Origin of the sequence: Bacillus sp. FJAT-27231 (genome assembly GCF_001183975.1) — a bacterium.
Classification (GTDB): domain Bacteria; phylum Bacillota; class Bacilli; order Bacillales; family Domibacillaceae; genus Pseudobacillus; species Pseudobacillus wudalianchiensis.
This window is the reverse complement of sequence record NZ_LFZU01000001.1, coordinates 1,200,492-1,221,197: the sequence shown is the minus strand read 5'-3', so window position 1 is coordinate 1,221,197 and position 20,706 is coordinate 1,200,492. Positions and strand designations below refer to the sequence as shown.

At 43.6% G+C, this 20,706-nt stretch carries 21 protein-coding genes and 1 other annotated feature; all 21 genes read right to left on the bottom strand.

Going from position 1 to position 20,706, the window contains the following annotated elements; all coding sequences use genetic code 11:
* Window positions 1-44 precede the first annotated feature (44 nt).
* Window positions 45-668: an orotate phosphoribosyltransferase gene (gene pyrE, locus AC623_RS05800; protein ID WP_049661424.1), complete on the bottom strand. Its 624-nt coding sequence runs from the start codon at window positions 666-668 to the stop codon at window positions 45-47.
* Window positions 658-1,374: an orotidine-5'-phosphate decarboxylase gene (gene pyrF / locus AC623_RS05795; protein ID WP_049661422.1), complete on the bottom strand. Its 717-nt coding sequence runs from the start codon at window positions 1,372-1,374 to the stop codon at window positions 658-660. The genes pyrE and pyrF overlap by 11 nt, the downstream gene beginning before the upstream one ends.
* A complete protein-coding gene (locus AC623_RS05790) occupies window positions 1,346-2,287 on the bottom strand; it encodes a dihydroorotate dehydrogenase (RefSeq protein ID WP_049661421.1) in 942 nt (313 codons plus the stop codon). Before AC623_RS05790 ends, pyrF begins: the two co-directional genes overlap by 29 nt.
* Window positions 2,284-3,063, bottom strand: coding sequence for a dihydroorotate dehydrogenase electron transfer subunit (locus tag AC623_RS05785; RefSeq protein ID WP_049661419.1), 780 nt, complete (start codon window positions 3,061-3,063; stop codon window positions 2,284-2,286). Before AC623_RS05785 ends, AC623_RS05790 begins: the two co-directional genes overlap by 4 nt.
* Window positions 3,060-6,278 carry a carbamoyl-phosphate synthase large subunit gene (gene carB / locus AC623_RS05780; protein ID WP_049661417.1) on the bottom strand — a complete coding sequence of 1,073 codons (3,219 nt, stop codon included), beginning with the start codon at window positions 6,276-6,278 and terminating at the stop codon, window positions 3,060-3,062. The genes AC623_RS05785 and carB overlap by 4 nt, the downstream gene beginning before the upstream one ends.
* Window positions 6,271-7,362, bottom strand: a complete 1,092-nt coding sequence (locus AC623_RS05775) for a carbamoyl phosphate synthase small subunit (protein ID WP_049666305.1) — start codon at window positions 7,360-7,362, stop codon at window positions 6,271-6,273. Before AC623_RS05775 ends, carB begins: the two co-directional genes overlap by 8 nt.
* A complete protein-coding gene (locus tag AC623_RS05770) occupies window positions 7,359-8,645 on the bottom strand; it encodes a dihydroorotase (protein ID WP_049661415.1) in 1,287 nt (428 codons plus the stop codon). Before AC623_RS05770 ends, AC623_RS05775 begins: the two co-directional genes overlap by 4 nt.
* Entirely contained in the window at window positions 8,608-9,537 is a 930-nt protein-coding gene (locus tag AC623_RS05765) for an aspartate carbamoyltransferase catalytic subunit (RefSeq protein ID WP_049666301.1), read from the bottom strand. The genes AC623_RS05770 and AC623_RS05765 overlap by 38 nt, the downstream gene beginning before the upstream one ends.
* Window positions 9,538-9,788: 251 nt before the next feature.
* A complete protein-coding gene (gene pyrR / locus AC623_RS05760) occupies window positions 9,789-10,325 on the bottom strand; it encodes a bifunctional pyr operon transcriptional regulator/uracil phosphoribosyltransferase PyrR (protein ID WP_049661413.1) in 537 nt (178 codons plus the stop codon).
* Window positions 10,326-10,515: 190 nt separating this feature from the next.
* Entirely contained in the window at window positions 10,516-11,427 is a 912-nt protein-coding gene (locus AC623_RS05755) for an RluA family pseudouridine synthase (RefSeq protein WP_049661411.1), read from the bottom strand.
* Window positions 11,420-11,887: a signal peptidase II gene (lspA, locus tag AC623_RS05750; protein WP_049666299.1), complete on the bottom strand. Its 468-nt coding sequence runs from the start codon at window positions 11,885-11,887 to the stop codon at window positions 11,420-11,422. The genes AC623_RS05755 and lspA overlap by 8 nt, the downstream gene beginning before the upstream one ends.
* Before the next feature lie 163 nt (window positions 11,888-12,050).
* Complete coding sequence (gene ileS / locus AC623_RS05745) at window positions 12,051-14,822, bottom strand: isoleucine--tRNA ligase (RefSeq protein ID WP_049661410.1); 2,772 nt, start codon at window positions 14,820-14,822, stop codon at window positions 12,051-12,053.
* 58 nt (window positions 14,823-14,880) lie between these two features.
* Window positions 14,881-15,099 (bottom strand) — a binding site (T-box leader).
* A gap of 55 nt (window positions 15,100-15,154) precedes the next feature.
* Window positions 15,155-15,664, bottom strand: a complete 510-nt coding sequence (locus tag AC623_RS05740; protein ID WP_049661408.1) for a DivIVA domain-containing protein — start codon at window positions 15,662-15,664, stop codon at window positions 15,155-15,157.
* A 105-nt stretch (window positions 15,665-15,769) separates the two neighbouring features.
* Window positions 15,770-16,546: a YlmH family RNA-binding protein gene (locus tag AC623_RS05735; RefSeq protein WP_049666297.1), complete on the bottom strand. Its 777-nt coding sequence runs from the start codon at window positions 16,544-16,546 to the stop codon at window positions 15,770-15,772.
* A 98-nt stretch (window positions 16,547-16,644) separates the two neighbouring features.
* Window positions 16,645-16,908: a YggT family protein gene (locus AC623_RS05730; RefSeq protein ID WP_049661406.1), complete on the bottom strand. Its 264-nt coding sequence runs from the start codon at window positions 16,906-16,908 to the stop codon at window positions 16,645-16,647.
* Window positions 16,909-16,913: 5 nt separating this feature from the next.
* The gene (locus AC623_RS05725) at window positions 16,914-17,351 is read right to left on the bottom strand and encodes a cell division protein SepF (protein ID WP_049661404.1); all 438 of its coding nucleotides are present in this window, start codon (window positions 17,349-17,351) and stop codon (window positions 16,914-16,916) included.
* Window positions 17,352-17,368: 17 nt separating this feature from the next.
* The gene (locus AC623_RS05720) at window positions 17,369-18,040 is read right to left on the bottom strand and encodes a YggS family pyridoxal phosphate-dependent enzyme (RefSeq protein ID WP_049661402.1); all 672 of its coding nucleotides are present in this window, start codon (window positions 18,038-18,040) and stop codon (window positions 17,369-17,371) included.
* A complete protein-coding gene (gene pgeF / locus AC623_RS05715) occupies window positions 18,037-18,870 on the bottom strand; it encodes a peptidoglycan editing factor PgeF (RefSeq protein WP_049661401.1) in 834 nt (277 codons plus the stop codon). The genes AC623_RS05720 and pgeF overlap by 4 nt, the downstream gene beginning before the upstream one ends.
* Before the next feature lie 67 nt (window positions 18,871-18,937).
* A complete protein-coding gene (locus AC623_RS05710; protein ID WP_049661399.1) occupies window positions 18,938-19,210 on the bottom strand; it encodes a YlmC/YmxH family sporulation protein in 273 nt (90 codons plus the stop codon).
* A 103-nt stretch (window positions 19,211-19,313) separates the two neighbouring features.
* Window positions 19,314-20,090: an RNA polymerase sporulation sigma factor SigG gene (gene sigG, locus AC623_RS05705; RefSeq protein ID WP_041099837.1), complete on the bottom strand. Its 777-nt coding sequence runs from the start codon at window positions 20,088-20,090 to the stop codon at window positions 19,314-19,316.
* A gap of 301 nt (window positions 20,091-20,391) precedes the next feature.
* Window positions 20,392-20,706 (bottom strand): hypothetical protein (locus AC623_RS21875; protein WP_231603381.1); only part of this gene is annotated, 315 nt, incomplete at its 5' end.

The window sequence follows — 20,706 nt, the reverse complement described above, 5'->3', positions numbered from 1 at the left end:
AAAGTTAACCGTTAACTAACTTTTCAAGTCGCCCCTTCCCTCTCTTATTTCCAATTAACCGGGTCTTTTTGCCATTCGCGAAGCGTTTCGAGCTCGCTCTCTTTTACATATTCCTTCTCTACTGCTACCTCGATTAAAGCAGAGTAACTGCTTAAGCTACGGGCAGTAATATCAGCTGCTTCAAGCTTGTCTTTACCGGATTGCAGCTCATAAGTGAAGATCGCTACGATGCCAAGCACTTCACAGCCCGCTTCCCGTAAAGCTTCTACGGCTGTAATGGCGCTTCCACCCGTAGAAATCAAGTCTTCTACCACCACTACTTTCGTTCCCGGTTCTGCTTTTCCTTCAATTTGATTGCCTTTGCCATGTCCTTTAGCTTTTGAACGGACATAACACATAGGTAAGTCCATTAAATCGCTAACCCAGGCAGCATGAGGGATACCTGCTGTTGCTGTGCCGGCAATCAGCTCTGCTTCATGATAATGCTCCTCAATTAAAGATACAAGCCCCTTGGCGATCGCTTTTCGTGTAGTTGGATAAGATAGCGTTAACCGGTTGTCACAATAAATCGGTGATTTAATTCCTGAAGACCATGTAAATGGTTCATTCGGCTGTAAAAAAACCGCTTGAATATCTAATAATTTTTCGGCAATTTCCTTATTTAACATGTGTGATCTCTCCCCATTGCTGCTTTACTTTTTGATACGCTTCAACTGGCTTATCTGCCTTTGTAATCGAACGGCCGACCACGATCATGGACGAGCTGAGTGCTCTTGCTCCGGCGGGGTCAGCTATTCTTTGTTGATCGTTAGCTTCATCTTCCTTCAGCCGGATTCCAGGTGTCACTCGTAAGAACTCAGCACCACAAGCTTCACGAATGGCTGCCGCTTCATGAACGGAACAGACGACGCCATCGCATCCTGCTGCTTTCGTTAACTTGGCATAATGAAGCACCGATTCTTCCAAAGAAACGGGTATGAGCTGCTCCTTATGCATTTGCTTTTCAGAAGTCGATGTCAATTGCGTAACAGCCAAAAGCAGTGGTCTATTCCCCGATGCGCCCTGCTCTAATCCTTCTCTAGCTGCAGCCATCATTTTTTCACCGCCGGCTGCATGTACGTTGAGCATATCAACACCAAGGTTGGCAAGTCCCTTCATTGCTTGTTGTACGGTATTAGGGATATCGTGAAGTTTTAAATCTAAGAAAATTCGATGATTCATCTTTTTTAGCTTCTCAATGACAGCCGGGCCATTTTGCAAGTAAAGCTCCATTCCGACTTTTACATACAATGATTCATTAGAGAAGAGCTGTAAAAAATGTTCTGTATCTTCCCATGTCGGAAAATCAAGAGCAATAATAGGTTCTTTTTCCACCTTCAGCCCAGCTCCTTCCTGTTAATTCACTGATGTGATCAATCTGATTCACACTCAAATACTCATCCAATTCTTTAATGAGCTCCGGACAAATGTATGGATTAGAAAAATTCGCTGTACCAATAGCAACGGCATCGGCACCAGCCAAATAAAATTCAATAATATCTTCCACTGTAGAGATACCGCCCATGCCAATGATCGGCAGGTTCGTCTGCTGGCTTACTTCGTAAATCATCCGGATCGCTACTGGCTTGATGGCTGGTCCTGATAAACCGCCTGTCCGATTGGCAAGGATCGGCTTGCCTGTTTTTAAATCAATGCGCATGCCGAGCAGCGTGTTAATCATCGTTAGGCCATCGGCTCCGCCATCTTCTACAGCTTTCGCCATTTCTACGATGTTTGATACGTTCGGAGAGAGTTTTACATAGACCGGGACTTCAGACACCTCTTTGACTTTCTTCGTCAAATGTTTCGCCGTTTCCGGTACGGTTCCAAAAGCAATCCCACCTGTTTTTACATTCGGGCAAGAGATGTTTAGCTCTAACGCCTGCACATGGGGAGAGCCTGAAATAGTACGGGCTACTTCCACATAATCCTCTACTTGGGAACCAGCTACATTAGCAATGATTGGTACGTTGTATTGGGATAGCCAAGGAAGTTCTCTTTCCATTACTTTCTCGAGCCCTGGGTTTTGCAAGCCAATGGCATTCAGCATGCCTGCCGGTGTTTCCGCTACACGCGGAGTCGGATTGCCATAGCGCGGCTCTTCTGTCGTTGCCTTAATCATGATAGCCCCTAGAACATCTAAGTCATAGAGTTGGCTAAATTCACGTCCAAAACCGAAGCAGCCGGATGCAGGCATGATTGGATTTTTTAACGTTAAGCCAGGCAGTTTCGTTTCTAATCTACTCATAAAGCCACCTCTCCCATTGGAAATACAGGTCCATCACTGCAAACTTTGCGGTATTCCGTGCCAGTCGGGTCATTTTGTGTATGGCAAACGCATGCAAAGCAAGCGCCGATGCCGCAGCCCATCCGTTCCTCTAATGAAATAAACCCTTTTTTCGTTAATTGCAGCTCCTCGAGCGCTCTCAACATGACGACTGGACCGCAAGAGTACAAGATATTTCCTTGTAAATTAAACTCGCGGATCGCATCTGTTACAAATCCTTTCGTGCCGAGTGAGCCATCAACAGTCGCGACATATGTTTCTCCTAGTTCAGCAAATTTCTCTTCATAAAAAGCAACATCTGCTGATTGGAAACCGAGCACATGAATTGTTTTTACACCTTTTTCGTTCAACTGTTGAGATAATTCGTACAGCGGTGGTACACCGATACCGCCTCCGACTAAAATAGCCGTTTCTCCTGCTTGAGCCTCATTCACCGGGAAACCATGGCCAAGCGGACCAAGTACATCAACTTGATCCCCCGCCTTTTTTTCAGAAAGCAGTTTTGTTCCTTCGCCTTCTGCCCGGTAAATCATCGTAAAACGTGAGTTTGCCTGGTCAATGTTCGCGATACTGATAGGCCGGCGAAGCAGCGGCATCGTTTGTCCGCTTACTTTAAGATGAACGAACCGGCCAGGTTCGTTCATCTCTTGTACAAGCTCACCTTGAAGAGTGAGCTCATATATATTTTTAGCAATGTTTTGTTGCGAAACAACCGTCATCCATTCTTTTTTAATCATATAAACACCGCCTCAGACTTTTTTGAAGTCTCGGCCTTCGGCATAGATTCCGCAGAGAAAATCATCGATTCTAACACACGCAGAATGGCTTCTGCTGTATCTAAGGAAGTTAGACACGGAATGCCGTTTTCTACTGTTTCGCGGCGAATGCGGAACCCATCACGCGCAGGCTGTTTGCCTCTCGTTAATGTGTTGATGACGAATTGAGCTTCACCAGAACGGATCGTATCAAGAATGTCCGGTCCTTTGGCGCCAATTTTAGCCACTGTTTCTGCAGATACCCCAGATTCTTTAAGGTATTGGGCAGTACCATGCGTAGCCAGCAGTTTGTAGCCGATGTTATTGAAGCGTTTCGCTAATTCTAATGCTTCCTCTTTGTCTTTATCTGCTACTGTCATTAAGACCGTTCCTTTTGTAGGAATCTTAATGCCGGCTGCTACTAGTCCCTTGTACAAAGCTTTTTCAACCGTTGTATCTTTCCCCATAACCTCACCTGTTGATTTCATCTCAGGTCCAAGCGTCGTATCTACGCGGCGCAATTTAGCGAAGGAGAACACCGGGACTTTCACGAATACGCCTTTCTCTTCTTTTACGAGGCCAGTTTCATAGCCCTGACTTTGCAATGAGTGTCCAAGAATCGCTTTTGTCGCAATGTTCGCCATTGGAATGTTCGTAATTTTGCTCAGGAAAGGAACCGTACGGCTTGAACGCGGATTAACTTCCAGCACGAATACTTCTCCTCTAGAAACCACATATTGAATGTTTAACAAACCGATAATATTCAGGCCTTTTGCCAATCGAATCGTGTAATCCACAATCGTTTCTTTTTGTTCTTTTGTCAATTGCTGCGGCGGGTATACTGCGATCGAATCACCAGAGTGAACACCAGCCCGCTCGATATGTTCCATAATGCCCGGGATTACAACGTCTGTACCATCAGAAATTGCGTCAACTTCAATTTCCTGACCAGTTAAGTAGCGGTCGATGAGCACCGGATGTTCTGGATTGATTTTTACTGCATTTTTCATGTAATGAAGCAATTCTGCTTCTTTGTAAACAATCTCCATAGCCCGGCCGCCGAGTACATAAGACGGGCGCACAAGAACCGGATAACCGATCTCTTCAGCAATTTTCACAGCGGCTTCAACAGAGAAAGCTGTTTTTCCGAGCGGCTGTGGAATGTCTAAGGATTGAAGTGTTTGCTCGAATTTATCACGATTTTCTGCCCGATCCAGGTCCTCAACCGTTGTACCTAGAACTGTTACTCCGTGTTCTATCAATTTTTCTGCTAGATTAATCGCTGTTTGGCCGCCAAATTGGACAACAACACCCTCTGGCTGTTCTAAATCAATGATGTGCATAACATCTTCAATCGTAAGCGGTTCAAAGTACAGCTTGTCAGATATACTAAAGTCTGTTGATACTGTTTCTGGATTGTTATTGATAATGATCGCTTCATATCCAGCTTCTTTAATCGCCCAGACGGAGTGAACCGTTGCATAATCAAACTCAACCCCCTGGCCGATACGGATCGGTCCAGAACCAAGCACAACTACCTTTTTGCGGTCCGTCACGATGGACTCGTTTTCTTCTTCATACGTTCCATAATAATATGGCGTTGCAGATTCGAACTCAGCCGCGCATGTGTCTACCATCTTATATACCGGAATAATTTGATTTTCTTTACGCCAGTCATATACTTCTTTTTCACTGACGCCCCAAAGCGCAGCAATAGTAGAGTCGGCAAAGCCCATTTCTTTAGCTGTTTTTGCTGTTTCTTCATCAAATCGGTTGGCTGCTACTTCTTTTTCAAACTCAATAATATTAGAGAACTTTTTCAAGAAGAACAGATCGATTTGGCACCATTCATGGATGGTTTCAATCGTTACACCGCGACGCAGCGCTTCACCGATATAGAAAAGTCGTTCATCTCCTGCTTTTCTAATCCGTTTTTCAATCAAAGCATCACTTGCTTCCTTCGCATCTTCAAGCTCCAGGTGATACACACCGCTTTCAAGAGAACGAACAGCTTTTAAAATAGATTCCTCAAGCGTGCGTCCAATCGCCATAACTTCCCCTGTTGCTTTCATCTGTGTACCAAGTGTACGGTTTGCTGATTCAAACTTATCAAACGGCCATCTTGGAATTTTTGAAACGATATAATCAAGTGCCGGCTCAAAGCAAGCATATGTTTTTCCTGTGACCGGATTTTTCATTTCATCTAATGTTAAGCCGACAGCAATTTTAGCTGCAAGCTTAGCGATTGGGTAGCCCGTCGCTTTTGAAGCAAGAGCCGATGAGCGGCTGACGCGCGGATTTACTTCAATAATGTAATATTGGAAGCTGTACGGATCAAGTGCAAGCTGGACATTACATCCGCCTTCAATACCGAGCGCACGGATGATTTTTAAAGAAGCATTCCGCAGCATTTGGTATTCGCGGTCGCTTAGCGTTTGGCTCGGCGCCACTACGATAGAATCACCTGTATGAACTCCTACCGGATCAATGTTTTCCATGTTACAAACGACAATCGCATTGTCGTTAGAGTCGCGCATTACTTCATATTCAATTTCTTTAAAGCCGGCAATGCTTTTCTCTAGTAAACATTGTGTTACAGGGCTGTACTTAAGACCGCTCGTTACCGTCTCAATGAGCTCCTCTTCGTTTGTACAAATCCCGCCGCCTGTACCGCCAAGTGTATAGGCCGGGCGTACGATGACCGGATAGCCGATTTCTTCAACGAATGCATAAGCTTCTTCAAGTGTATGGATGATTTCACTTTCTGGTACCGGCTCATTTAATTCGTTCATGAGCTGGCGGAACAAGTCGCGGTCTTCTGCCTGCTCGATCGCTGACAATTCTGTTCCAAGCACTTTCACTCCATATTCTTCAAGCACACCTGCTTTTGCCAATTCTACAGCCATATTCAAACCTGTTTGGCCGCCAAGCGTTGGTAAAACAGCATCTGGACGCTCTTTTTGAATAATCCGGCTAACAAACTCTAGTGTGATCGGTTCGATATAAACCGCATCAGCAATTTCAGTATCTGTCATGATCGTTGCCGGGTTTGAGTTCACAAGGATGACACGGTAACCCTCTTCTTTTAAAGCTAAGCAAGCTTGTGTTCCAGCATAATCAAACTCTGCAGCTTGGCCGATCACAATCGGACCTGATCCTATTACTAGTATGCTTTCAATATCTGTACGTTTAGGCATGTTGAAGCTCCTTCCCAGCATGTTCTTTCATCATGTTGATAAAGCGGTCAAATAAATGGTTGTCATCTTCTGGTCCTGGTGATGCTTCTGGATGGTATTGAACCGTGAAGGCCGGGTATGTTTTATGAGCAAGACCTTCAATCGTTCCATCGTTCAACGCAATGTGAGTGACCTTTAGTTCTGTATTAGCAATCGTCTCTTCATCTACTGCATAGCTGTGGTTTTGAGATGTAAGAGCTGTTTTTCCTGTAGCCAAGTCTTTCACCGGGTGATTCGAACCGCGGTGACCAAACTTCAATTTAAACGTGTCGGCGCCAGATGCAAGGGCGAACAACTGATGTCCAAGACAGATTCCGAAAATCGGTACTTGACCAATCAGTTCTCTTACCGTTTCAATAGCGTGCGGGACATCTTTCGGGTCCCCAGGTCCATTTGACAGCATGATGCCATCTGGATTTAATTGCAGGATTTCTTCAGCTGTTGTATCGTGTGGAACTACGATCACATCGCAGTCACGGTTGTTTAACTCGCGCAAGATGCCGTGCTTCATTCCGAAGTCCACTAGCACTACACGGTAGCCGCGGCCTGGATTCGGGTATGCCGATTTAGTAGACACCTGATCAACCTGATCTGTAGGCAAAACAGCTGCCTGAAGACGGTGGACGACTTCTTCTGCTTTTTCTTCCACAGACACGATTGCGCCTTTTAACGTTCCGTATTGACGGATAATTCTCGTTAATTTTCTCGTATCAATACCGCAAATAGCGGGGATTTGTTTCATTTTTAAATACTCATCAAGTGACATTTCGCTGCGGAAGTTGGATGGGAAATCAGCTGCTTCCTTAACGACTAATGCTTTTACAGCAGGACGAATCGTTTCAAAATCGTCGCGATTGATGCCGTAGTTTCCAACTAACGGATACGTAAATGTGACAATTTGTCCACAGTAAGAGGGGTCTGATAATATTTCCTGATAGCCTGTCATTCCTGTCGTAAAGACAACTTCTCCAATAACGTCTTTTTCACTGCCAAAGCCCTTGCCAGTAAAGACTGTTCCATCTTCTAAAATCAGCTGTTTTTTCATGCTTGCACCTTTCCTTCCTGCCATACGAGTTTACCTTCTGAGATGGTGGCTGTAGGCCAGCCGTTGCATTTCCAGCCCGCGAATGGGGTATTTTTTCCTTTTGAATAGAACTTTTCTGGATCAATTTCTTTTTCAGCTTGCAGGTCAATTAAAGCGATATCTGCAACTGCTCCCTCTTCAAGCCTTCCATAAGGCAGCCCGAAAGCCTGTGCTGGTTTGATCGTCATCCAATCTACGAGCTGCTTTAGTGTCATCAGCCCTTTTTGCACAAGGTGTGTGTATAAAAGCGGGAACGCTGTTTCTAATCCAACAATGCCAAATGGGGCGGTCTTCATGCCAGCTGCTTTTTCTTCAGCTGTATGCGGGGCATGGTCAGTCGCAATAAAATCAATCGTTCCATCTAGCAATCCTTCGATTAAAGCTTGCTGATCTTTCTTGCCGCGTAACGGCGGGTTCATTTTAAAATTCGTATCGATTCCCGGAATGTCTTCATCACAAAGCAGCAAATGATGCGGTGTTACTTCAGCTGTCACCCGAATACCGGCTTTTTTTGCATCTCTTACCGTTCTGACAGACCCCTCGGTACTAATATGACAAACATGATAATGACATCCTGCTGCTTCAGCAATTAGTACATCCCGAGCAATATGTACAGATTCACAGATTGAGGGAATACCAGGGATATCGTGTTTCGCTGCAAATTCGCCGTCATGAACAGCTCCTCCATAAATCAACGAATTGTCTTCACAGTGAGCAACAACTGCTGCATCAATCGCCGCTGCCTTTTTCATGGCTTCATACATCATTCCAGCCTGCTGAACACCGACCCCATCATCCGTGAAAGCGAATGCCCCTGTTTCTTTTAAACTAGCAAAATCTGTTAATTCTTTTCCTGCTTCTCTAATGGTGATCGAAGCATATGGAAGCACGCGAACATGTGCGGTTTCTTCAATGCGGTTATTTAAGTTAGTCAAGTTCTCGACTGTATCTGGAACAGGACGAGTATTCGGCATAGCCGCAATCGTCGTAAAACCGCCGGCTGCTGCTGCCAGCGTGCCTGTTTCAATTGTTTCTTTATGTTCACCGCCCGGTTCACGCAAATGAACATGCAGATCAATCAGGCCCGGTACGATCAGCTGTCCTTCTGCGTCTAGAACGTGTTCGCCATTTTCAGCAAGGTTCTCCCCTATTTCTGAGATCTTTGTTCCTTCTACCCGTATATCCTGTTTTTTCAATTCACCGTTCTCAGCAAGAATATTGCCATTTTTGATTAGCAAGTTCATTTGATAATCTCCCTTCCAGCACTTGTTTTAAAACAGCCATTCTAACAAATACGCCGTTCTCCATCTGTTTAAAAATACGTGATCTTTCACACTCTACAAGGCAGTCTGCAATCTCCACATCGCGATTGACTGGAGCCGGGTGCATAATAATGCTGCCTGTCTTCATACGTCTTTCTCTTTCCACTGTTAACCCATATTTTGCATGGTATTCTTCTTTTGTCATAGCGGACTTGCCATCATGGCGTTCATGTTGAATTCTAAGCAGCATTAAAACGTCTACTTCTTCAACAAGATGATCTAAATCCATATAATCACCGGCTGCTACATAATCATCAGCAAACCACTCAGGCGGTCCAGAGAAATGAATTTCTGCGCCAAGCTTGCGAAGGGCTTCCGCATTTGAACGAGCTACCCGGCTATGGCGAATGTCGCCGACGATTCCTATTTTCAATCCTTCGAATCGGCCAAATTCCTGCTGAATCGTGAACAGATCGAGTAAGCACTGTGTAGGATGCTGTCCGCAGCCGTCTCCTGCGTTAATCACAGGAATATTTACTTTATTGATAAGCTGCTTGTAATATTGGTCTTCTTCGTGCCGAATGACAACTGCATTGACTCCAATTGACTCAAGTGTACGGACAGTGTCATATAGTGTTTCTCCCTTTAACACACTGGAGCTGCCCGCTTCAAACGGGATGATGTCGAGGCCCAATTTTCTCTCCGCCACTTCAAAGCTCGTCTTCGTGCGTGTGCTAGCTTCAAAAAACAAATTAGCGACAAATGTTTGTTTGCCAGCATGCCAAATTTCACCTTGAGAGAATTTCTTTGCCTGCATTAATATTAACAGAATTTCATCTTTATTCATATCCTTAATTGAAACTAAATTTTGCATCATTGTTTTCCCGCCTCCATTTTTCATAAAAAAAACACCCATTTTCAAGGGTGTTTAGCCATTAGACAATGTTTTGACGGAAATGCCATGCAGAAGATTGTCCCACACCCTTAAATGCCTCTCTGGACATTTTTAAAAGGTTCCTATGAAGTTGTGCATGTTTATAAGTTTTTCTTGTATGATTTATACATTTAAAGGTTAGTTTTTTCTCTTTGTCTGTCTCTCTGGACAGCGATTAAAGAGTTCGCCTATTATTCGTGAATCGTCACCCGATCAGTATCGTCTACTTCCTCTAACTCCACAACAATTCGCTCACTACTGGCTGATGGAATGTTTTTTCCAATATAATCCGCTCGGATTGGCAGCTCACGGTGACCGCGGTCGATCAGTACTGCCATTTGAATATGAGAAGGGCGGCCAATATCCATTACTGCATCAAGAGCAGCTCGGACTGTTCTGCCTGTATAAAGAACATCATCAACAAGAATGACCACTTTGTTTGTGATATTGACTGGAATATCAGAGCCTTTTACTTCAGGATCGTTACTCTCCGTTTTAACAGAAAGGTCATCTCTGTACAAAGTAATGTCAAGTTCGCCAACTGGTATCTCCTGACCTTCAATTTGCTTAATACGCTCCGCTAATCTTTGTGCTAAGTAAATTCCTCTTGTTTTAATTCCAATTAATACACAATTTTCAATGCCTTTATTTCTTTCTAATATTTCATGGGCAATTCGTGTCAGTGCCCGGCGTATCGCCTGCTCATCCATAACTGTCGCTTTTTCCATGCGATCACCTCATGATCTTAGTGATAAAAAAATCCTCCCGCCGTGTAGACGAGAGGACAGATATACTTGAGCACACGGAGGGTATAAGAACAATCTCCCAGTGCATCATCCGCTACCTTCCCAGCCTCACGGGACTGTGTTTAAAGGTCTTATTCAACTGTTATAAGCTTACTGCTTCTTTCGATGATTGTCAATTGTTTTTCGACAATAATTCTAAAAGTCGTTCAAATTCTTCAGGCAGCGGAGCTTCAAATTCCATGTACTCACCAGTACGCGGGTGAATGAAACCGAGCACACCGGCATGCAGTGCCTGACCATCAATATCGAGCGTCTTCTTTGGACCATATTTTGGATCACCAGCAAGCGGATAGCCGATATATTTCATATGCACCCTAATTTGATGCGTACGCCCTGTTTCAAGAACGCATTCGACGAAAGTAAAATCTTTAAAGCGCTCGATAATGTGAAAATGAGTCACAGCATGTTTACCGCCATTGACCACTGCCATGCTTTGTCTGTCCTTCGTGTCACGGCCAATTGGGGCATCAATCGTGCCATCATCATGCGGGATCACACCATGAACAATGGCTTTATATTTTCGTGTAACCGTTTTGTCTACAAGCTGTTGAACGAGCTTTTCATGAGCCATATCATTTTTTGCAACCATTAATAGCCCAGATGTATCTTTATCAATTCGGTGAACGATGCCCGGACGCATCACCCCGTTGATCCCTGATAAATCCTTACAATGGGCCATAAGGCCATTAACAAGCGTACCAGAAAGATGCCCTGGGGCAGGGTGGACAACCATTCCACGCGGCTTATTCACAACGAGAACATCTTGATCCTCATAATAAATATCGAGGTCTAAATCTTCAGCTTCAATATCAAGAGGCTCAGGGTTAGGGATATCAATTATGAGTTCATCACCCGGCAAGCACTTGTAATTAGACTTGACCGGTTTGCCATTTACCTTTACTAACCCTGCCTTGATCCAATCCTGTACTTGTGTACGGGACCATTCTTCATTTATCCCTGCCGCTACTTTATCTATTCTAACGTTCTCTTCTTCTTCGCGGACGATATACTCTATCCTATCCATTCAATTTCCTCTTTTCTTTCCTGTCTTCAATAAGTATTGCCAGTATTAATAAAATAACCCCAAACGTCAGAGAAGCATCTGCAATATTAAATATTGGGAAATCGTAACCAAAAATATACGTGTCAAAAAAATCAACGACCTCTTTGCGGAAAATACGGTCAATAAAGTTTCCGACCGCTCCGCCAAGCAGAAATGCAAGAGCACTCTTCATGAGCGGCTTGTTTTTCGCCTCTGTCTGCATATAATAAACAATTCCAACCACTACAGCAACTGTAATAATATAAAACAACCAAAATTGCCCTTCCAGCATACCCCAAGCAGCTCCCCGGTTGCGATGAGAAGTAATATAAAAGAAATCCTTAATGACTTCTACGCTTTCTCCCAGATCCATGCTTTTCACGACCAGCCACTTTGTCCACTGGTCAAGTAAAACGACTAACAATGCCAGCAAATAGTACAAAAAAACTCCTCCATTCTTGCCTGTCTTTCTGCCATTAAAAAAGCTGTCCTGCAAGCAGCAGACGTTTCCGATAATTATCCACACGGCATAATTTATCAGAACGGACACTTGCAGGACAACCTCCACTTAAACTGGCATGAGCACCAGTTTTTCTTTATCTATCTTACTGTACATCAGCGTAGTGCTCTGAAACAACTTCGGCACAACGCGGGCAAAGTGTCGGATGATTTGGATCTGTTCCCACTTCAGTAGAAACAACCCAACACCGTTCACATGTTTCTCCTTCTGCCTTTTCGACTACAACAGCTACATGATCAAATTGTAAAGCATCAGCAGGAGCTTCTGTTTTTGCTCCACCACGCTCGAATCCTGATACGATTAATAACTGTTTCATATCTTCTTGGATAGAGTCTAATAGCGCGCTTGCTTCTTCATCAGTGTACACTGTTACTTTCGCTGTTAATGACTTTCCGATTACCTTCTCATTCCGGGCTTCTTCGAGAGCCTTTAAAATATCGTCACGAAGTTTCATAAACTTCGTCCACTTATCGACCAGCTCAGTTGCGCCAGATAGTTCCTTCCACTCTGGCATATCTGTTAATTGGACACTCTCTTCCGAAACACCAGGTACATAAGCCCAAACTTCATCGGCCGTATGCGATAAAATTGGTGATAAAAGCTTTGTTAAAGAAAGCAGTGTTTCATACAAGACAGTTTGAATCGCACGGCGATCTTGATGATTTTCTGGTTCGATATATAAAATATCCTTTGCAAAATCAAGATAAAACGCGCTTAAGTCAACTGTACAGAAGTTATTGACCGCATGATAGATAGCGGCAAATTCATAGTTCTCATAATGATAATGAACTTCTTTAATAAGATTATTCAACTTAACGAGCATAAATTGGTCAACTTCTCGCAAATTTTCGTAAGCAACCGTATCACGGCTCGGTTCAAAATCAGCTAAATTACCGAGCAAGAAACGGAACGTATTACGGATTTTACGATAAACTTCAGCTACTTGTTTTAAGATCGCATCCGATACACGAACATCCGCCTGGAAGTCTACAGAAGCTACCCATAGACGTAAAATGTCAGCACCGAGCTGCTTCATAACCTTAGAAGGGACTACAACGTTTCCGAGTGATTTACTCATTTTCCGTCCGTCGCCATCGAGGGCAAAGCCGTGGCTTAATACTCCCTTATAAGGAGCCTTGCCAGTAATCGCCACTCCCGTCGTTAAAGACGAGTTAAACCAGCCGCGATACTGGTCAGACCCTTCTAAATAGAGATCAGCCGGCCGCTGTAAGTCCTCGCGTTCCTCCAAAACAGCTTGATGAGAAGAACCAGAATCAAACCATACATCCATAATATCGGTCTCTTTTGTGAAATGGCCATTTGGACTGCCTGGATGCGTAAAGCCTTCCGGAAGCAGATCCTTCGCTTCTCTTTCAAACCAGATATTTGAGCCGTGTTCACGGAACAATTCTGATACGTGGGCGATCGTTTCATCCGTAATGATTGGTTCGTTGTTTTCCGCATAGAAAACAGGAATCGGTACACCCCAAACGCGCTGACGAGAGATACACCAGTCTCCACGGTCACGTACCATATTGAATAAGCGTGTTTCTCCCCATGCCGGTACCCACTTTGTTTCTTTTACCGCTTCAAGCAGCTCGTTACGGAATTTATCAATAGAGGCAAACCATTGCGCCGTTGCCCGGAAAATAACTGGTTTCTTTGTCCGCCAGTCATGCGGATAAGAGTGCGTGAAGAATTCTAGCTTTAATAGTGCGCCTGCTTCTTCTAATTTCTCTGTAATTGGCTTGTTTGCTTCATCATAAAACAAACCTTCAAAGCCAGGTGCTTCCTCTGTCATGACGCCGCGATCATTCACTGGACAAAGAACATCCAATCCATATTTTTTCCCAATGATAAAGTCATCTTCCCCATGTCCAGGTGCTGTATGGACACAGCCTGTTCCGGCATCTGTCGTCACATGCTCGCCAAGCATAACGAGTGAATCTCTTCCGTATAGAGGATGCTTCGCAAGAATATGCTCCAACTCTGCCCCTTTAACTGTTTTCACGACTTGAGGAGACTCCCATCCCACTTTAGCAGCTACTTCTTCCACTAACTCTTCTACCATTACATATTTTTCTCCGTTTGCTTCCACAACGGCGTACGTTAAGTCAGGGTGAACAGAAATTCCAAGGTTAGCTGGAATCGTCCAAGGAGTCGTTGTCCAGATGACAATTTTTGTTCCTTCATCTAATACACCTTTTCCATCCTTTACATCGAAAGCAACATAAATAGAAGGAGACCGCTTGTCTTTATATTCGATTTCAGCTTCAGCAAGAGCCGACTCACTGGATGGAGACCAATAGACAGGTCGCAATCCTTTATAAATATAGCCTTTTTTCGCCATCTCGCCAAACACTTTAATTTGCTGAGCTTCATATTCCGGCTTTAATGTAATATACGGATTATCCCAATCACCGCGTACGCCTAAATGTTTAAATTGTTCTTTTTGGTTTGCAATTTGTTCATAGGCATACTCTTCACACAGCTTGCGGAATTCAGCAATCGTCATTTCCTTCCGTTTGACGCCTTTGTTTGTCAACGCCTGCTCAATTGGCAGCCCATGTGTGTCCCACCCAGGTACATATGGCGCATGGAATCCGCTCATTGATTTATAACGGACGATAAAATCCTTTAAAATTTTATTGAGCGCATGCCCCATATGAATGTCACCATTCGCATAAGGAGGGCCATCATGAAGGACGAACATTGGCCGTCCTTTTGTCCGCTCCTGAACTCGCTCATAAATCTTCATTTCTTCCCATTTTTCCTGCATAGCCGGTTCACGCTTCGGCAAATTGCCGCGCATTGGAAACTCTGTTTTTGGCATTAATAATGTGTCTTTATATTCCATTAGTAGATCCTCCTTTTTTACAATTACAGCTTCAACAAAAAAACCTTCTCATCCCTAAAAAAGGGACGAGAAGGTTTCCCGCGGTGCCACCCTGCTTAACACAAAAATGTGTTCACTCAAGCATTCGTATCGTGAATGACCCGCTCTTCCCTACTTGAATGTCGTTCGGAAAGAGCGCTCCAGGGTGATATTCCATTTTTCGCCTTTACCGGGCTCGCACCGTTCCCCGACTCGCTTAAAAAACTAAAAAATGTACTGTCCCTATCATCGCGTGTGTATTATTCGCTTTTCTAATGTTTCAATTATAAAAATTGTCCAGCAGTTCGTCAAGCTTACAATTCTTCTTCGCTTAGTTTCTCTAATTCTTCATTATCTACTTCAAATTCCATTAGAGCATCCCAGTCATCATTATTCAGCAGATCTAACTGAGCTTCCATTAACATTTTAAAGCGCATACGGAATACTTTTGATTGTTTTTTCAGCTCTTCAATTTCGATCGCGATCTTTCTTGCTTTTGCTAGCGATTCATTCACAATACGATCCGCATTCTTCTCTGCTTCCCGAACAAGGAGCTTCGCTTCTTTATGAGCATTTCTTTTTACTTCCTCCGCTGTCTCCTGAGCAATGACAATCGATTTATTTAACGTTTCCTCAATGTTCGAAAAGTATCCAAGTCTTTCACTTTGGCTGTTCAGCTGTTCTTCCAGCTCTTTTTTTTCTCGAATAATTAATTCATAGTCTTTAATAATTTGATTTAAAAAGCTATTTACTTCATCTTCATCATATCCGCGAAATCCGCGGCTGAATTCTTTATTATGTATATCTAACGGCGTTAAAGGCATAAGCCCACCTCCATTACAAATCTCTCATTAGCATTTTTCATGTACTGTTTAACATTATATAGGTTTTTCAACAGTTTGTGGTGAAATTCCTGTAATTTTGAGAATTTATTTTACGATTCCTAAGATGATTCGCCATTTTTCTTTCTTTGTCTGTCCCTCGACCATTAACAACTTCGCCCTTCCTGCTCCTCTTACAGAAAAAATATCGCCCTCCGTACATTCAAAAGCCGGATTCTCTTGCTGCTTCCAATTAACCTTTACAAGCCCGCCCTTAATAGCCATCTGTACTTTTTGTCTCGACTGCTTCATAAAAGCAGATAAAACAGCATCGAGGCGCAGAGAGCTAACAGTCGTGCTTATTTCTTTCCATTCCTCTTCTTGGGCAATAGCTTCATCAGGACTCTTTTGATCTAGCGTGACTGCCGTCTTGCCAATTTGATTCAAATTCAACTCAATATACTGGCTCACTTCTTTTACAGCCAGAAACTGAACTCTTTTTCCATCGGTTAAAATATCCCCAAACTTCCCCCGCCGCAGACCGAGACCCATTAGACTGCCAAGTACTTGGGGATGGGCAATGGACACAAATTTATCAGGGTAATGAAGTTCATATAATACAATATCAAAGTCTTTTTCAACAGGGGTAAAATAACTAGGACAAATATAAGCTCTTTTTCTCTCTGTATGAGCAGTTCCGCCAAAGAAGAAAACAGACGTGTCACCGTGGGCCCCGACAACTGATCGAACAATCTCCTGCTCTCGAGGGTCCAGAAAATCTGTCAGCTTTGGTGCATACATTTCAGCTGCTTCTCTTTTCCATTCGAGCACCTGATCAATAAACTCCTTTTCTTCTGGACGAAAATGCTGATAAATGGATGACATATCCTGTTCTCCTTTTTTATTGGCTCTTGTTACGACAGAGCCCTTAAATAAAAGCAAAAAAGGAAGCAGCTGCTTCCCCTTGCGATCTAGTCTTGTTATCAAATTACCCAAATGGCAAGTTGACTTAATCCTCTTGTTGCCAGATTCAACACTAGAAAAGCAACAAGCGGTGAAATATCGATCATGCCGAGCGGGGGAACAATTTTTCTGAATGGTTCCAAATAAGGCTCGCAAATTCTAGCAAGAAAGCGCCCAATAGAAGTTTCACGGGCATTTGGAAACCAGGACATTAAAATATAGATAATAAGAGCCCAGGAATAGAGCTCGATCAATCTCATCAACAAACCAACCACGATTTCCATATCGCTTAGGACCACCTCGTATTATCAGTATCATCTTCTGTTAAAAACTGTGTAATGCTGCCATCCACCTCCACATTATCTGGAGTGCAAAGGAAGATTTTTGGGCCAAGCTGCTGAATATCTCCACCAATGGCATAAACGGTGCCGCTTAAAAAGTCAATGATTCGCTTTGCTTGATCATGCTGAATACGCTGCAGATTGACAATGACCGCTTTTCTACCCTTTAAATGGTCCGCAATCTCCTGCGCTTCTGCAAAAACTCGCGGTTCACTAAGAATAACCTTAGAAGATTTTTGCACACTTTGTAGACTCACTACATTTTTCTTAGCAGGTTTTGCGCTTTTTACTGGTCTTTCCTCTTCATCCACCTCAGTCTCTTCCACCAGTTGATAGTCATCTTCATCTAATAAAAAGAAGGCTTTAAACTTAGACTTGATTCCCACCATTCCACCTCCCGGGCTTATTCACCAACAAGGGCAGTGCCAATTCTGACCATCGTTGCACCTTCCTCGATGGCAATTTGATAATCATTGCTCATCCCCATTGACAACTCCGTACATGGTGCATGCGGCAATCGTTTGCTCTGAACTTCCTTCTGAAGCTGTTTTAATTGTTTAAAGCAGCTTCTTAACAGGTCCTCATTATCTGTCAACGGTGCCATTGTCATCAGGCCGCATATAACAATCTTTTCATATTTAGCTAACTGCTCTACAAACGAAACAACCTCTTCTGGAGACAAACCATGCTTGGACTCTTCTCCGGATACATTCACTTGAACAAAGCAATTAATCGGCTTTTCAGCCCGTTTATCAATTTCCTTCGCTAATGAAAGACGGTCAAGAGAATGTATGTATGAAACTTTATCGATTATATTTTTAACTTTTCTCGATTGCAGACTGCCAATAAAATGCCAAACTGGCTCTCCTGTTAGCTTGTCCCACTTTTCTAATAACCCTTCATCTCGGTTTTCCCCGAGATGAACAAGTCCGGCTTCAAGCGCCTCCTGAGCCCGTTCTACTGATACATATTTCGTTACAGCAATGATTTTCACTTCATCTGCCTGTCTGCCTGCTTTTTGGCAAGCTGCTTGAATCTGTGACTGTATGTCCTGTAATTTCTCTGCTACTTTCACGTTGAAACTCCTTCCTTCCATCCAATGAACCCTAACATTCTTCCCGTTTTGCCTTGATCACGCCGATGAGAAAAAAACTCCGTACTGCAGCTTGTACACCACTTTGTCACACGGACATTTTCAAGGGGAAGTCCTGCTTTCAATAAGATGAGCTTGTTAAGCTCTTGCAAAGAAAGATGAAACTGTCCTGCCTCCCCATCCACTAGTGAAAATGGTGGATTATCAAGATCACTGATCCAACGCTGTGCTGCTTCAATCACTCGGCTATCAACCTTATAACAATCTTTACAAATGGACGGACCAATGACCGTTTCTATTTCTTGCGGCTCAATTCCGTCTTTCTTCCATTGTTCTACAAGGTTAGCTCCGATACCGAGCACCGCTCCCTTCCAGCCTGCATGAGCAGTCCCTATTCTCCCATGTTTCCTTGATAAAAAATAGAGAGGAACACAATCAGCATAGCAAAGTGTTAACAGGATGCCCTTTTCATCTGTATACAAACCATCCGTATCAGGGAGACTTGAGTCATACGATAAGGCTCCTCTCCCACTGTCCGATTTTGTTACACAAGCTATACGGTTTCCATGTGTCTGGCAGGCACCAATCCATGCCTCTGCAGGAAAACGTAGAAGCTCACCAAGCTTCTGACGATTAGCGATTACATCTTCCAATCGGTCATTCACATGAAAACCGGTATTTAAGCTATCAAACTCCCCGGTGCTCTTGCCGCCCATTTTAGTGGAAAAACCCGCGACAAGGCCAGGAATAGTTTCATGCCAATCTTTTATTATATAAAAACTGTTATGTGCAGAAACAAAAGGTTCTGTCATTTTTCTACTCCCGAGCATTTTCTTTTAGTGTAACATAATCAAACAGGAAACGTCACTGAAAAACAAATTATTCGTTTTTCTGTCCGGCGTCTGCGGGCAGTGATTGTTCAGAGTAGCGAACTAGAATCACATCTTCTCCAATTTTAACAATCTGTGACCAAGGGATGACAATTTCTTCTTCTTTTCCAAAGAGACCAAGAATTTTTCCTGAACTGCTAATCACAATCGAATCAATGGTTCCCGCTGTTAAATTCAGGTGAATATCAGAAATATTGCCGAGTTTTTTGCCATTGGCTACATTGATAATATCTTTTAACTGAAAATCAGATATTCTTCCCAATGTCTTGCCTCCTTTGGTTCTTAGTTACCGATATACTACTATATGCAGAAATAAAAAAATAAGACTCTTTAGGCGCCCGCCTCACAAGAGTCTTATCTATTTTCTAATTAATATTTTTATTCATTTGTTTAATAGCTGCTTTTTCAAGCCTTGAAACCTGTGCCTGTGAAATTCCAATTTCTTCAGCTACTTCCATCTGTGTCTTACCTTGAAAAAAGCGTTTGCGGATGATCATTTTTTCCCGATCATTCAGTCTTTTCAGGCCTTCTTTTAAAGCGATCTCTTCAATCCATTGCGTGTCTTTATGGCTGTCATCGCTTAATTGGTCCATCACAAAAATAGGATCGCCGCCGTCATTATAAATTGGCTCAAATAAAGAGACCGGATCTTGAATGGCATCAAGTGCGAATACAATTTCTTCTTTCGGTACATCCAGTTCCCTGCTGATCTCTTCAGCTGTCGGTTCCTTCGATGTTTCAGCAATCAGCCTCTCTCTCACCTGCAACGCTTTATAAGCAATATCCCGCAGCGAACGAGAAACTCTAATTGGGTTATTATCACGCAAATACCGCCGAATCTCACCGATAATCATAGGCACAGCATATGTAGAAAAACGGACATTATGGCTTAAGTCAAAGTTATCAATCGATTTCATTAGTCCAATACAGCCAACTTGAAACAAGTCATCCACATATTCACCGCGGTTATTAAACCGTTGAATTACACTTAGAACGAGCCGCAAATTCCCATTTACCAGCTTTTCTCGGGCACTTAGCTCTCCTCCCTGAAGACGACGAAATAAATCACGCATCTCTTCATTTTTTAACACAGGAAGCTTCGAAGTATCCACACCGCATATCTCCACTTTGTTTCGCGCCATTATGAAATTTCCCTCCTCGCAGGAACTGCTGTACAACCAACAGTATCTCCCCACAAAAAGAAAACTATGCATAAAAGAAAAGCGGAAGGTGCTCGTCCAGTGCGGTAGGAGGTTGGAGGATTTTCTGTGGGAGTCGCTCTTTGACTCCTGCAGAAAATTCGAAACCACCATACGCACTAGCGCCTACAGCTAGACAAGAAAAGCGGAAGCGGCTGCCCAGACTCGGCAGGCATAAGACGGACCGACGAAGTGGCGCTCTTTGCCACACAGGCGTGACGGCTTATGACCGAGAGTCTAGCCGCTATAGCTGGACAATGAAGAAAAGCGGAAGGTGCTCGTCCAGTGCGATAGGAGGTTGGAGGATTTTCTGTGGGAGTCGCTCTTTGACTCCTGCAGAAAATTCGAAACCACCATACGCACTAGCGCCTACAGCTAGACAGAGAAAAGCGGAGACGACTGCCCTGCCCCGACAAGCATAAGACAAAATGGCAGAGTGGCGTTCTTCAGCCACACAGCCAGATTGGCTTATGACCTCGAGGGGCAAGGAGGCGCAGCTAGACAAGAAGAGCGGAGATGACTGCCCTGCCCCGACAAGCATAAGACAAAAGAGTGGCGT